The sequence below is a fragment of the Citrobacter sp. genome (genome assembly GCF_050252275.1).
In the GTDB taxonomy this organism is placed as follows: Bacteria; Pseudomonadota; Gammaproteobacteria; order Enterobacterales; family Enterobacteriaceae; genus Citrobacter_A; species Citrobacter_A amalonaticus.
Genome location: NZ_JBFWLF010000124.1, coordinates 1 through 12,670 on the forward strand (window position 1 = coordinate 1; position 12,670 = coordinate 12,670).

General features: G+C 52.5%; 16 protein-coding genes. 5 read left to right on the forward strand and 11 right to left on the reverse strand.

Annotated features, from left to right (window positions below; all coding sequences use genetic code 11):
- The 5 genes from hybA to yghX form a co-directional block, all read right to left on the reverse strand.
- Positions 1 to 464, reverse strand: a 464-nt coding sequence (hybA, locus tag AB7E14_RS12180; RefSeq protein ID WP_428169556.1) for a hydrogenase 2 operon protein HybA, incomplete at its 3' end; no start/stop codon positions are given.
- A 2-nt stretch (positions 465 to 466) separates the two neighbouring features.
- The gene (hybO, locus tag AB7E14_RS12185; protein WP_042998143.1) at positions 467 to 1,585 is read right to left on the reverse strand and encodes a hydrogenase 2 small subunit; all 1,119 of its coding nucleotides are present in this window, start codon (positions 1,583 to 1,585) and stop codon (positions 467 to 469) included.
- Between the two features lie 189 nt (positions 1,586 to 1,774).
- The gene (locus AB7E14_RS12190; protein ID WP_042998144.1) at positions 1,775 to 2,062 is read right to left on the reverse strand and encodes a DUF2623 family protein; all 288 of its coding nucleotides are present in this window, start codon (positions 2,060 to 2,062) and stop codon (positions 1,775 to 1,777) included.
- An 84-nt stretch (positions 2,063 to 2,146) separates the two neighbouring features.
- Positions 2,147 to 3,787: a methyl-accepting chemotaxis protein gene (locus AB7E14_RS12195; protein WP_428169557.1), complete on the reverse strand. Its 1,641-nt coding sequence runs from the start codon at positions 3,785 to 3,787 to the stop codon at positions 2,147 to 2,149.
- A 194-nt stretch (positions 3,788 to 3,981) separates the two neighbouring features.
- Positions 3,982 to 4,866, reverse strand: a complete 885-nt coding sequence (yghX, locus tag AB7E14_RS12200) for a YghX family hydrolase (RefSeq protein WP_054177125.1) — start codon at positions 4,864 to 4,866, stop codon at positions 3,982 to 3,984.
- An 81-nt stretch (positions 4,867 to 4,947) separates the two neighbouring features.
- On the opposite strand from yghX, the gene AB7E14_RS12205 reads away from it, so the two are divergent.
- Complete coding sequence (locus tag AB7E14_RS12205) at positions 4,948 to 5,988, forward strand: aldo/keto reductase (protein ID WP_044326838.1); 1,041 nt, start codon at positions 4,948 to 4,950, stop codon at positions 5,986 to 5,988.
- A 43-nt stretch (positions 5,989 to 6,031) separates the two neighbouring features.
- Here the strand turns inward: AB7E14_RS12205 and AB7E14_RS12210 are convergent, their stop codons facing one another.
- Positions 6,032 to 6,526 carry a TIGR00645 family protein gene (locus AB7E14_RS12210; protein ID WP_042998148.1) on the reverse strand — a complete coding sequence of 165 codons (495 nt, stop codon included), beginning with the start codon at positions 6,524 to 6,526 and terminating at the stop codon, positions 6,032 to 6,034.
- 71 nt (positions 6,527 to 6,597) lie between these two features.
- Positions 6,598 to 7,101 (reverse strand): ESA_00282 family adhesion-associated protein, encoded by a 504-nt coding sequence (locus AB7E14_RS12215; protein ID WP_042998149.1) that lies wholly within the window; start codon positions 7,099 to 7,101, stop codon positions 6,598 to 6,600.
- Positions 7,102 to 7,205: 104 nt separating this feature from the next.
- On the opposite strand from AB7E14_RS12215, the gene AB7E14_RS12220 reads away from it, so the two are divergent.
- Positions 7,206 to 7,613, forward strand: a complete 408-nt coding sequence (locus tag AB7E14_RS12220) for a hypothetical protein (RefSeq protein ID WP_316962889.1) — start codon at positions 7,206 to 7,208, stop codon at positions 7,611 to 7,613.
- Positions 7,613 to 8,044, forward strand: coding sequence for a cytoplasmic protein (locus AB7E14_RS12225; RefSeq protein ID WP_316962891.1), 432 nt, complete (start codon positions 7,613 to 7,615; stop codon positions 8,042 to 8,044). Before AB7E14_RS12220 ends, AB7E14_RS12225 begins: the two co-directional genes overlap by 1 nt.
- Positions 8,045 to 8,108: 64 nt before the next feature.
- Here the strand turns inward: AB7E14_RS12225 and exbD are convergent, their stop codons facing one another.
- Together exbD and exbB are read right to left on the reverse strand one after the other, a co-directional pair.
- Positions 8,109 to 8,534 carry a TonB system transport protein ExbD gene (gene exbD / locus AB7E14_RS12230; RefSeq protein ID WP_042324207.1) on the reverse strand — a complete coding sequence of 142 codons (426 nt, stop codon included), beginning with the start codon at positions 8,532 to 8,534 and terminating at the stop codon, positions 8,109 to 8,111.
- A gap of 6 nt (positions 8,535 to 8,540) precedes the next feature.
- Complete coding sequence (exbB, locus tag AB7E14_RS12235) at positions 8,541 to 9,275, reverse strand: tol-pal system-associated acyl-CoA thioesterase (protein ID WP_316962888.1); 735 nt, start codon at positions 9,273 to 9,275, stop codon at positions 8,541 to 8,543.
- A 249-nt stretch (positions 9,276 to 9,524) separates the two neighbouring features.
- On the opposite strand from exbB, the gene metC reads away from it, so the two are divergent.
- Both metC and yghB read left to right on the forward strand, forming a co-directional pair.
- Entirely contained in the window at positions 9,525 to 10,712 is a 1,188-nt protein-coding gene (gene metC / locus AB7E14_RS12240) for a cystathionine beta-lyase (protein ID WP_044255725.1), read from the forward strand.
- Positions 10,713 to 10,851: 139 nt separating this feature from the next.
- Positions 10,852 to 11,511: a DedA family general envelope maintenance protein YghB gene (gene yghB / locus AB7E14_RS12245; protein WP_042998153.1), complete on the forward strand. Its 660-nt coding sequence runs from the start codon at positions 10,852 to 10,854 to the stop codon at positions 11,509 to 11,511.
- 51 nt (positions 11,512 to 11,562) lie between these two features.
- Here yghB and AB7E14_RS12250 read toward each other — a convergent pair whose 3' ends face one another.
- Both AB7E14_RS12250 and AB7E14_RS12255 read right to left on the reverse strand, forming a co-directional pair.
- Positions 11,563 to 12,462, reverse strand: coding sequence for an AraC family transcriptional regulator (locus tag AB7E14_RS12250; protein ID WP_044328397.1), 900 nt, complete (start codon positions 12,460 to 12,462; stop codon positions 11,563 to 11,565).
- 14 nt (positions 12,463 to 12,476) lie between these two features.
- Positions 12,477 to 12,670: hypothetical protein (locus AB7E14_RS12255; protein ID WP_428169558.1), on the reverse strand; the 194-nt coding region annotated here is incomplete at its 5' end.

Consider the following 12,670-nt stretch of genomic DNA (forward strand, 5'->3'; position numbering starts at 1 on the left):
CAGGCAACCATGCAGTAACGGCAGCCGGTACAAACGTCTTTGTTGTAATGAACGATGCCGGTTTTCGGATCTTTTTTCAGTGCGGAAACCGGGCAGACGGAAACGCAGTTGGGATCGACGCAGTGCATACACTGTTTCTTGATGTATGCATAGCCGTTCTCTTCCTGATCTTTATTCACACCTGTACCGCTACGCCACACCTGAATGATGTTATTGGTGTACGGCGACAGTTTATCGTTGTTCGACCAGGTCTGCTCCCCTTCCGGGTTACGCGCCGGGAAGTTGATATCCTGACACTTGGTCACACAGGCCTGACAGCCCACGCACAGCGTCGAGTCATACAACATACCCAGAGAACCGGGGATGGGCGGGCGATTTTCTGCAGCCGCGTGGCTGATAGACGGCGCAGCGCCTAACAGCAACGCCCCGCCGGAGGCTGCTTTGATAAAGTTACGTCTGTTCACGGTTATTCTCCCCGTGAGTCAGCGTTATCTTTCTTTTGCTGACGCCCCAGTTCACGTACCGCCATCACGCTGACGCCGGCCACCAGACCGACAACGCCGCCAAGCAATCCAATAGCGCCGGCAGAAATGTTGCCGCCCTCTTTCATGTTCACATCAGGTTTTTCGGAGCGGGGTGTCTGATTTTCCACGTGAGCAAGTTGGTGAATGCCCTTATGGAAACCAACGCCTTCTTCGTTGCAGCCGTAGCATGGGTGACCAATCGCCACCGGCCAGACGCCGCCAACGTCGCAGAATTGCAGTGTGGAGCAGTTGCCCCAGGTCTCAGGCCCTTTACAGCCGAGGTGGTAGAGGCACCAGCCTTCGCGGTGACCTTCATCGCCGAACTCTTTCGCAAAGCGACCCGCATCGAAGTGCGGACGACGTTCGCAGTGCTCGTGAATCAGGCGGCCATAGGCGAAGGTCGGACGGTTTTTCGCATCCAGCTTCGGCGGCTTGCCCCAGGTGATGATATGGGCGACGGTCGCCAGGAAGTTATGCGGGTTCGGCGGACAGCCCGGAATGTTGATGATGGTTTTACCCGGCAGAACTTCCTGCAGGCCAACCGCACCGGTCGGGTTCACGCCAGCAGCGGCGACGCCGCCCCATGCAGCGCAGGAACCGATAGCGATAATTGCCGCCGCGCCTTCTGCCGCTTTGCGGATATGATCCACAATGGGCTCACCGGCAACCATGCAGTAAATACCGTTATCTTTTAGCGGGATGGAACCATCAACGACCAACACATACTGCCCTTTGTACTTCTCGAGCGCATTGTGTTTGTTCTCTTCAACCTGGTGGCCGAAGGCGGCGGAAAGCACCTCATGGTATTCCAGAGAGATGGTCTCCAGGACAAGGTTTTCTACCGTAGGGTGGGTCGCGCGAAGCAGGGATTCGGTACAGCCCGTGCATTCCTGAGCACCAATCCAGACAACCGGCGGGCGCTGCGGACGGGATACCGACTCAGCCATTTCGGCGGCGGCTTTGCTGCTGAGCCCCATTGTGGCGGCGAGTGCTGCACAAAGCTTCATGAAATCACGGCGGTTGACGCCATGGGAATTGATGAGAGTGTTATCTCCAGTCATTTTATAGTTATTCCGTTACGAAGACCTGGCTCTTATTTTGCATCAATCGCAAAACCGTAACTGCGATCGGTGCGCCATTTACCACACTTTTGTTATGGTTATGTAGTCTATGATACTGCGAGGGGATACTAAAACGAAGGGAATAGCCGGTAGTGTAATTAATTAAAGCAAGATAATACCCCCTTTGGATCAACCTTCGAGTCGATAGCCGGCCATAAAAAAACGAATCGTGATGCTGGACTGATTTTCCCGAAAGAAATCCATCACCATTTCTTTATCTAACCCATAGCGACGCGTCAGGATCCCCGCTTCCCAGGCGCTGAGTTGCCTGTCGCCGGTTTTTTCAAACATGCGATGCGAGAATCCTAGTACGAAGCCACGTTTATAATCCGAACAAAATTTCGCTACGTTTCGGGCGCTGTCAGCCTGCGTGGCGTTTAATCCGGCCATCAGACCCTTGCCAAAATGATTATTCATGACCTCTCCTCAATCGCTATACAATAAATTATATAGCGATATTTTAAGCAAAGGCCAGAGGGTTCAGCGACTTTTTACTGGGCCTTAGAATGCCACCCATTCATCGCCTGCCGCTGTGGGAGTCGGGCGTCGCTGCCCGGCGGGAGCGGCACCTTTTCCGGGGAGACTGGGGGCGTCATTTTGCGATAACCGGAACTGTTGCACAGAACGTTGTAAATCTTCCGTTTGTCTCTCCAGCGCCGCAGCCGCGGCGGAAACCTGCTCCACCAGCGCGGCGTTTTGCTGCGTAACGCCATCCATCTGAGTAATCGCAACGCCCACCTGCGAAATCCCTTTGCTCTGCTCTTCAGACGCCGAGGCAATTTGTTTCATGATGGTGTTCACTTCCGTCACGCCACGCAGGAGCGCCTCCATCGTTGAGCCGGTATCCTTCACCAGCGTCGCGCCGTGGTCGACGCGGCGCACGGATTCGGCAATCAGTGTTTCAATCTCTTTTGCCGCGTTTGCACTGCGGCTTGCCAGATTACGCACTTCACCTGCGACGACGGCAAATCCACGCCCTTGCTCACCCGCACGCGCCGCTTCGACCGCAGCGTTCAATGCAAGAATGTTGGTCTGGAAGGCAATGCTATTGATGACGGTCGTAATTTCCGCAATCTGCTTCGAGCTGGCGGAAATTCCGTCCATGGTCTCGACCACTTCGGACACCAGCGAACCGCCTTTCCCTGCCGTGCGTGATGCCGCATCAGCCAGAAGACTTGCCTGACGGGCGTTATCCGCATTCAGTTTCACCGTTGCAGTGAGCTGTTCCATGCTGGCAGCCGTCTCTTCCAGCGCCGCAGCCTGCTCTTCCGTTCGCGATGAAAGATCGTTGTTGCCGCTGGAGATTTCAGTGGCGCCGCGCCAGATATTATCGCTGCCAGAACGGATAGTATTCACGGCGTCGCGCAGGCTGTCCTGCATCGCCCGTAATAAAGGCACTAATTGGCCGACGCAGTTGCGGCCAATATCGTCAATCGGCTGACTGAGATCGCCCTGAGCAATCTGGCGAAACTGTTGGCGGATCCGCGCCAGCGGTTTCACCAGCATGGTCACCAGATAGCGATCGGTGAAGAAGAGAATTGCAATGCCCAGGATCACCGCGCCAATGATTAGGGTACGGATGATCGACGTTTTGCCATCTACCATGACGCGGGTTTGATCGAGCATCACACCTGCGGCCTTATTAAAGCGTTCTGCACTGGCACCAAACGCCCGGCTCAACGCAGGCGTCACATTATTCGCCTGCTCACTCCATGCACTCTGCGTGCCCTGCTGCGCCAGTTGCATTTGCGGCGTGACGCCTTTATCGAGCAGATCCTGCCAGCTCGCCAGCACCGCAGCGGCAACCTCAGGATCCATCGGCCCTGGCGAGAGCGTTTTCATTTCCTGCAACTTTTTGCTCATGTTATCCAGCGCCTGCTGCACGGGAGCGAAATCCGGCGTGCCGCCACTGGCTTTCAACTCCATCGCACGACTGAGGCGGGTAACAAAGCGGAAATATTGATCGTTGCCCTGGCTGAGCACCGTCATCTGGCGAACAAGATGGCGATCGACTTCGTTGCCTTCTGACACTTTTGACAGCGCGAGAACGCTGTATAAACCCACTCCTGACCAGAGAAGACAAAAGACGCCCAGTATTGTCAGCATGACAAGACGAATGGAGAAATTTTGCAAAAGTCGCATAGATATATCCTTGCCATATTAAAGGGATTCGCCATCTGGCGAGACTCACCTTCGTTATCGGCAAAGAGTGAAGAATATATACTTACTTTTAGTTTTTTTACTCTCGCAAACAATATCCCTGGTCGCTGTATACATATAAAAGATAATGAAAAATGCCAGTAGTATTAATCAATCGTTTATTTTCCTTTTTTTTATCATAAATATTTATCAAACCATCCCAACGTTCGTTTCCACGCTAATTCGGCGGCAGCCTCGTCATATCGCGGTGTGGAATCATTATGAAATCCGTGGTTTACACCGGGATAGATCCAGGCTTCATAGACCTTATTGTTGGCCTTGAGCGCGGCTTCATAGGCAGGCCAGCCTTCATTGATATTTTTATCCAGCGCCGCGTAGTGCAGCAGGATCGGCGCTTTTATCTTCGGCACATCCGCAGCGGCAGGCTGGCGACCATAAAACGGCACCGCACACGCCAGTTCAGGATAGGCCACGGCAGCGGCATTTGAGACGCCACCGCCGTAACAAAATCCGGTGATCCCCACTTTCCCGCTGGCGTCCGGGTGTTGCTTCATAAACTCGACGGCAGCGAAAAAGTCATTCATCAGCTTTGTCGGATCCACTTTCTGCTGCAAGACCTTCCCTTCTTCATCGTTTCCTGGATAGCCACCTACCGAGCTTAAACCGTCGGGCGCCAGCGCAATATAGCCCGCTTTTGCTACCCGCCTTGCAACATCTTCAATATAAGGATTCAGCCCCCGGTTCTCATGTACCACCACCACGGCGGAGACCTTGCCCGTTGTGTTGACCGGTTTCACCAGATACCCGCGCACGCTGCCATGACCGTTTGGTGACGGATAATGAATATATTCAGGCAATATATCGGGATCGGTAAATTTCACCTGTTCCGCCAGCGCGTAGTTGGGCTTGAGCATATTGAAGAGCGCCAGCGCCGTCACCCCGCCAACGGCGTACTTTGCCGCAAGATTGAGGAACTCCCGTTTTGAGATTTTCCCGTGGGCGTAGTAGTCATAATAATCGAGTAATTCTTGCGGAAAATCTTTGGCTGTCAGACGCGTCATCGCATATCTCCGGGATTTGTGATTCTATAAGCATAGAATGAAAACGCTGTTTCGAAAATTCATCACAAGAAAGGAGACATCATGTCCTGGAACGCCTCCCCTGACCGCTATGAGAATATGCAGTACCGCTACTGCGGTAACAGCGGCCTCCAACTGCCTGCGCTATCGCTCGGTCTGTGGCACAACTTCGGTCACGTACAAGCCCTCGACTCGCAGCGCGCACTGTTGCGAAAAGCCTTTGATTTAGGCATTACTCACTTTGATTTAGCCAATAACTATGGGCCGCCTCCGGGCAGCGCCGAAGAAAATTTCGGGCGTCTGCTGCGCGAAGACTTTGCCCAGTATCGTGATGAACTGATTATTTCGACCAAAGCCGGTTACGACATGTGGCCAGGTCCTTATGGTTCCGGCGGCTCGCGTAAATACCTGCTCGCCAGTCTCGATCAGAGTCTGAAACGGATGGGCCTGGATTACGTCGATATTTTCTATTCTCATCGCGTGGACGAAAACACGCCGATGGAAGAGACGGCGTCTGCGCTGGCACACGCTGTGCAAAGTGGGAAAGCGCTGTATGTTGGTATTTCGTCATACTCACCGGAGCGGACACAAAAAATGGCTCAGCTTTTGCGCGAATGGAAGATCCCGCTGCTGATCCATCAGCCCTCTTATAACCTGCTGAACCGCTGGGTGGATAAAAGCGGTTTGCTGGATACGTTGAAAGCCAATGGCGTGGGCTGCATCGCCTTTACGCCACTGGCGCAGGGATTGCTCACCGGGAAGTATTTGAACGGCATTCCGGACGGTTCACGTATGCAGCGCGAAGGGAAGAAAGTGCGCGGTCTGACTGAGAATATGCTGACGGAAGCTAACCTCAGCAGTCTGCGTCTGCTTAATAAGATGGCGCAACAGCGCGGTCAGTCAATGGCGCAAATGGCGCTTAGCTGGCTGCTGAAAGACGATCGCGTCACTTCCGTGCTGATTGGCGCAAGCCGCCCGGAGCAACTGGAAGAAAACGTTCAGGCGTTGAAAAATTTGTCGTTCACCACAGAAGAATTGACGCAGATTGATAAGCATGTCGCTGACGGCCAACTGAACCTCTGGCAGGCATCGTCCGATAAGTAACGTTCAGCGCCGGGAAGCGACAACGACTGCCCGGCCTGTTCTGTCAGTGCTTATGGCGGTTTAACCGGTCGAGGCAGCCCATCAAAAACGCCGACAAGACGAAAGTGAGATGGATAATGACGTACCACATCAGCTTGTTATCCGGCACGTTTTTCGCATCCATAAATACACGCAACAGATGAATGGAAGAGATAGCAACAATCGAGGCCGCAACTTTGTTTTTCAGTGAGGTCGCATCCATCTTCCCCAGCCAGTTCAGCTTTTCCCGTCCCTCAGCGATATCAAGTTGCGAGACGAAATTCTCATAGCCGGAAAACATCACCATTACCAGCAGTCCCCCGACCAGCGTCATATCCACCAGGGACAGCAGCACCAGAATCAGGTCAGCTTCTGCCATCGAAAAGACATTGGGCAGAACATGAAAAATTTCCTGAAAGAATTTTAGCGCCAGCGCAACCAACGCCAGCGACAAACCAAAGTAGACCGGGGCCAGCAGCCAGCGAGACGCATACATAACGTTTTCGAGAAAGCGTTCCATAAATTCCTGTGATGTTGCAAAAACCGGGCGACAGTATATCCCAATTGCGCAACATCAGATCAACATCCTCCTTAAACTTCGTCGGGATTGATCCACGGGCGCTGATACTCGGGCCACACCAGCGCCACCAGCGATGGATACGCCTCGACGCTAAACTCCCGGAAGCACTGGCGTAAGTTCAGCACATCGAGATCGGAATGGGGAACTTTTTCGCCGTTGAGACAGCGTTTTTTTATCGTGTCGTAGTATTTATACACCGCTGAATTGAGATCGCTGCAGCGTCGCTGGGCGTCAAACAGTCCTGGCGTGTCATTCAATTGCGCCATCGTCATGCGTTTTATTGTTGCGTGAAGGAAATCAATATATTCGTGATTGACGCGCCAGTACCATACCGGTGTAATAGCATTCATCAGCGCGGAGAAATGGTCCTCCCCCTCTTCTTTAGTCAGCGGTATTGATTGAGTCTCAGAGGGCAGTTCTTCAGCGTTGCGCGGTTTATTAAACTCGCGCATTAATAAAAGCACGCCGCCGGTCAACAATAGCAAGGTAATGACAGAATAAAAAATACTGTTCATAGAATGACTCCATTTTTTTTGATTCTAAAATTACCCCATGTTATTGTCAACGCGACCTGTCAAATAAAAATAACTATACATTTGATATTAAAGGATATTGTGACATGCTGCCTGAGCACCTTGTCCCACCGCGTTTTCATCTGTCAGCGTCAGGTCAGACGGAAGAAACAGCAGAAAATAATGATAATTTTACTCAGGGAAAAACAACCCTCAGTGATTATGAGGCCGATATCTTAATTAGCACAACCGCCACCGGGCAATCTAAAAATATCTTACTCGAAGAACGTGACCGTCATTTTAAAGAACGTCTTGAGCGGGTAGCGAAAATTGAGACTTTCGCTCGGGTTATTAATGCGTTACAGGCTGAAGGCGATATCGATGCCCAGACCTTAAGTAAAATAATCACTGAAATGACCACGCATATAAATGAAAACGGCAACGAAATTTGGCTTAACTTAATTACCCGGGAGAAAGACTCACCCCTTTTCTATTCTCTGGACGACGAACAATGATTAAAGATGTTGAAGATAACAATGTCTATTTGGCTTTAGATGAGAATAAAAGCGATCAATTTATCTTACAGCAGAATCTTGCCGCACTCATCGCCAATAAAAATGCGGTCCTCGAAAGCGTGGCGCAAGAAGTGACTTCTATTCCTGCGGCGCTGGTTCGTCTGAAATGGCAAAACCGACGGGAAATATACGCGCTTCAGGTGAAGGAAGAGATTTATGGCGCGGCGATCAACGCCATTATCAAACAGAACCCGGCGCTGGGTGACAAAATCATGGCGCGACTGGAGAGCACCTGGCAACATTTGCTAGCTCGTGAGACCGCCACGCTGCGACTGACGCGCAAACTGGCCGAAGGAAACACCCGCACGATTACCATCACTACCGTTGCGCTCAATGAACGTCAGGTGCAAACCCGGCGCGATGGGCAATAAAAAAGCCGGGTAGCGATAACGCCTTACCCGGCCTTTCTTCTCATTGTGCCCATGGCGACAACGATTATTTCGCTTTCGCGACTTCTTCGCCGACCAGACCGATCTTCAGATAACCAGCCTGATGCAACGTGTCCATCACCTTCATCAGGGTTTCATAGTCGACGGTTTTATCCGCACGGAAGAAGATCGTGGTGTCTTTCTTCCCTTCGGTCAGCGCGTTCAGTTCTGCCACCATGGTCTCGTCCGTCACCGGATCGTTACCAATGAACATGCTGTTGTCCGCTTTGACCGACAGATAAACCGGTTTTTCCGGACGCGGTTGCGGCGTACTGGAGGACGCGGGCAGATTGACCTTCACATCCACTGTCGCCAGCGGCGCAGCCACCATAAAGATGATCAGCAGTACCAGCATAACGTCGATAAACGGCGTCACGTTGATTTCATGCATTTCACCGTTATCGTCCAGATTTTCATTAAGACGCATTGCCATGAAGCCTTACCCTACACGTAATTTCTGCGCGGTACGTACCGGACGGGCAGATGCGCTTGCATCCAGATCCAGGTCGCGGCTTTGCAGTAACAGCACCTGCGCCGCCACATCGCCCAGCATCGCTTTAAGACCGCCAATCTGACGGGCGAAGATGTTATAGATAACCACGGCGGGTATCGCGGCAACCAGACCAATGGCCGTCGCCAGCAGTGCTTCCGCAATACCTGGTGCAACAACGGCAAGGTTAGTGGTCTGCGTTTGCGCAATCCCGATAAAGCTGTTCATGATGCCCCAGACCGTACCGAACAACCCAACAAACGGTGAAATCGCCCCGATGGTCGCCAGGTAACCATTGCCACGCCCCATATGGCGTCCTGCCGCCGCAACGCGACGCTCCAGACGAAAACCGGTACGATCTTTAATGCCTTCGTTGTCTTCACTGCCCTGAGACAGTTCCAGTTCGTTCTGCGCTTCATTGAGCAATTGGGTGCTTAAGCTTTTGGCGCCAAAGTTTGCTGCGATATCGCTTGCCTGATCCAGAGAGCGGGCCTCCGCCAACAGTTGCTGTTCGCGTTTAAGCCGACGCTTCAGGGAGAAGAACTCAACACTCTTACTGAAGAAGATAGCCCAGGTGACCACTGACGCCAGAATCAGACCAATCATCACGCACTTAACCACGATATCGGCGTGCTGATACATACCCCAGACGGAAAGATCCGTCTGCATCAAATTATTACCCACTCTGTATCTCCAGGACGCAAATCACAAATTCTGAGCGTAATAATATCAAAACGACGTCGAATTGATAGTCGTTCTCATTACTATTTACATAGTGCCGCACCTTTGGTTTCTTTTCCTTGCGCTTACGCAGTAAAACGTCACGGGAGGTGATTTTGATAAAATATTGTGCTTTATCCCGTTCCTGGGGATGCGCATTTTTCCATTCGTGATAGTTTAGACGTCCAGACGTATAAAAACAGGAAACCCAACATGGCAGATAAACAACTGGACACCCGACTGGTCGGCGCAGGGCGCAGTAAAAAATACACGCTGGGCTCAGTGAATAGTGTGATTCAGCGCGCTTCTTCGCTGGTTTTTGAAACGGTCGAAGCCAAAAAGCACGCCACCCGCAACCGCGCCAACGGTGAACTTTTTTACGGGCGCCGCGGCACATTAACCCATTTCTCGCTGCAGGAAGCGATGTGTGAACTCGAAGGCGGCGCTGGCTGTGCGCTCTTCCCCTGCGGCGCGGCGGCCGTCGCCAATACGATTCTGGCTTTTGTCGAACAGGGCGATCACGTGCTGATGACCAATACGGCCTATGAGCCGAGCCAGGATTTCTGCACCAAAATCCTCGGCAAACTGGGTGTGACCACTGGCTGGTTCGATCCGCTGATTGGCGCTGACATAGTTAAGCATCTTCAGCCCAACACCAAAGTCGTTTTCCTCGAGTCTCCGGGTTCCGTGACCATGGAAGTCCACGATGTCCCGGCAATTGTCGCCGCTGTCAGACGCGTTGTGCCGGACGCCATCATTATGATCGATAACACCTGGGCGGCGGGCATATTGTTTAAAGCCCTCGACTTCGGCGTTGATATTTCGATTCAGGCTGGGACCAAGTACCTGATTGGTCACTCGGATGCCATGGTCGGTACCGCCGTTTCGAACGCCCGCTGTTGGGATCAACTGCGCGAGAATGCCTATCTGATGGGACAAATGGTCGATGCCGACACGGCCTATATGACCAGCCGCGGGCTGCGCACCCTGGGCGTGCGTCTGCGCCAGCATCATGAAAGCAGTCTGAAAATTGCCGAATGGCTGGCAGCCCATCCGCAGGTCGCGCGGGTCAATCATCCGGCGTTACCAGGCAGTAAAGGACACGAATTCTGGAAACGTGACTTTACGGGGAGCAGCGGCCTGTTCTCGTTTGTGTTGAATAAAAAGCTCAATAATGACGAGCTGTCCGCTTATCTGGATCACTTCAGCCTCTTCAGCATGGCCTATTCGTGGGGCGGTTTTGAGTCGCTGATTCTGGCCAATCAGCCTGAACAGATTGCAGAAATTCGCCCGGAAGGGGGTGTGGATTTCAGCGGCACACTGATTCGCCTCCACATTGGTTTAGAGAATGTTGACGATCTGATTGCAGATTTAGCCGCCGGATTTTCCCGCCTCGTGTAAAATTGACGCCAATGGACATCTATGCAGACACGTCGAACGAAATTGTCTGCATTTGTTGCGCCCGGGATCAAGTCATCCGGGCCCGTTCAGGAGTACAATAGGATTATTAAGGCGTAAACGCTGTTCCACAGGAAAGTCCATGGCTGTTATTCAAGATATTATCGCTGCGCTCTGGCAACATGATTTTGCCGCGCTGGCGGACCCACATGTTGTTAGCGTCGTCTACTTTGTGATGTTCGCCACGCTGTTTTTAGAAAATGGCCTGTTACCGGCCTCATTTTTGCCCGGCGATAGTCTGCTGCTCTTAGCGGGCGCATTGGTCGCGCAAGGCGTCATGAGCTTTGTTCCTACCCTGCTGATCCTGACGACAGCGGCCAGCCTCGGCTGTTGGCTCAGTTATATTCAGGGACGCTGGCTGGGCAATACGCGAACGGTAAAAGGCTGGCTGGCGCAACTTCCGGCGAAATACCACCAGCGCGCGACCTGCATGTTTGACCGTCACGGTCTGCTGGCGCTGCTGGCAGGCCGTTTTCTGGCGTTCGTGCGCACGCTACTGCCAACCATGGCGGGGATTTCCGGGCTCTCTAACCGTCGCTTCCAGTTTTTTAACTGGCTGAGCGGGCTGCTGTGGGTCGGCGTGGTCACCAGTTTTGGCTACGCACTCAGCATGATCCCGTTTGTGAAGCGCCATGAAGATCAGGTCATGACCTTCCTGATGATCCTGCCCATTTTTCTGCTGGCGGCGGGGTTGATCGGCACGGTGGTGGTGGTGATTAAGAAGAAATACTGCAGCGCCTGACCTGAATCCAGCCGGATGACACGTCGTTCATCCGGCTGCCTCACAATAACGTTAACTCCCCTGCATAGTGCGGATCCGCGCCGCATCTTCTCCCGGCGTCACCCCGAAATAGCGCTTAAATTCACGACTAAACTGCGATGCACTTTCATAACCCACCCGCATTGCCGCCGCGCTGGCCTTCATGCCGTCGTGAATTATCATCATCCGCGCTTTATGTAACCGATAGGTTTTCAGGTACTGTAACGGCGATGTGCTGGTCACTGATTTAAAATTATGATGGAACGCAGAGACGCTCATATTGGCTTCGGCCGCCAGTTGCTCGACGTTGAGGTTTTCGGTGTACTTATTTTCAATGCGTTTGAGCACGCGACTAATCAGGCTGAAATGGGTCTGGCGACTCACCAGCGCCAGCAGCGCGCCGCCGCGTGGCCCGGTCAGGACGTGATAGAGGATTTCACGGATAATCTGTTTACCGAGGATCCGCGCGTCCAGCGGTCGCTCCATGACGTCGAGCAGACGTTCCGCCGCACAGAGAATTTCCTCTGAGAGCGTGGCGGAGTTGATCCCACTTGCCGCCATCGACGGCTGAAAGTGTTCGTCCTCGCCAATGTCCATCAGCAGTTCCTGCAATTGCAGGATATCGACATTGATGCGAAATCCGGCGAGCGGTACGTCCGGAGTCGCATAGGTTTCACATTCGAAGGGTAGAGGTACGGTCAGCAGCAGGTATTCATTGGCATCATAACGGAAAACTCGCTCATTGATGTAACCGATTTTATGACCGGAAAAGAGAAATATGATGCCGGGATCGTACATCACGGGTGTCCGTGAACCCGGTTCGGTGCCGTACAGCAGACGTATGTCCGGCAATAGCTCACTGAGCTTATGTTCATTGTTTTTCAACTGCTTAACTTTATCTGTCAGCAGTAAACAGATCTCTTCGCGGTTCATAACGGGTTATTTTCTCAACGGATGACGACGCCTTGATTGTGCGCAAATTGATCGCTTTTCTCCAGCATTGTGGAGAAATGGGCAAGACATTGGCAGAAATGAGCATTGAGAGGATAGCCGCGCACGACCACAATGTTCTCCAACCGGCAGCCCCACCTGCCCTCTTTTTTTACCCACATAAGGGAACGAGCAATGAATAACTTTATTC

What these genes read in the sequence shown, in the direction of transcription:
- hybO (WP_042998143.1), bottom strand. Translation starts at nt 1,585, where the DNA reads ATGACTGGAGATAACACTCTCATCAATTCCCATGGCGTCAACCGCCGT.
- AB7E14_RS12190 (WP_042998144.1), bottom strand. Translation starts at nt 2,062, where the DNA reads ATGAATAATCATTTTGGCAAGGGTCTGATGGCCGGATTAAACGCCACG.
- AB7E14_RS12195 (WP_428169557.1), bottom strand. Translation starts at nt 3,787, where the DNA reads ATGCGACTTTTGCAAAATTTCTCCATTCGTCTTGTCATGCTGACAATA.
- yghX (WP_054177125.1), bottom strand. Translation starts at nt 4,866, where the DNA reads ATGACGCGTCTGACAGCCAAAGATTTTCCGCAAGAATTACTCGATTAT.
- AB7E14_RS12205 (WP_044326838.1), top strand. Translation starts at nt 4,948, where the DNA reads ATGTCCTGGAACGCCTCCCCTGACCGCTATGAGAATATGCAGTACCGC.
- AB7E14_RS12210 (WP_042998148.1), bottom strand. Translation starts at nt 6,526, where the DNA reads ATGGAACGCTTTCTCGAAAACGTTATGTATGCGTCTCGCTGGCTGCTG.
- AB7E14_RS12215 (WP_042998149.1), bottom strand. Translation starts at nt 7,101, where the DNA reads ATGAACAGTATTTTTTATTCTGTCATTACCTTGCTATTGTTGACCGGC.
- AB7E14_RS12220 (WP_316962889.1), top strand. Translation starts at nt 7,206, where the DNA reads ATGCTGCCTGAGCACCTTGTCCCACCGCGTTTTCATCTGTCAGCGTCA.
- exbD (WP_042324207.1), bottom strand. Translation starts at nt 8,534, where the DNA reads ATGGCAATGCGTCTTAATGAAAATCTGGACGATAACGGTGAAATGCAT.
- metC (WP_044255725.1), top strand. Translation starts at nt 9,525, where the DNA reads ATGGCAGATAAACAACTGGACACCCGACTGGTCGGCGCAGGGCGCAGT.
- yghB (WP_042998153.1), top strand. Translation starts at nt 10,852, where the DNA reads ATGGCTGTTATTCAAGATATTATCGCTGCGCTCTGGCAACATGATTTT.
- AB7E14_RS12250 (WP_044328397.1), bottom strand. Translation starts at nt 12,462, where the DNA reads ATGAACCGCGAAGAGATCTGTTTACTGCTGACAGATAAAGTTAAGCAG.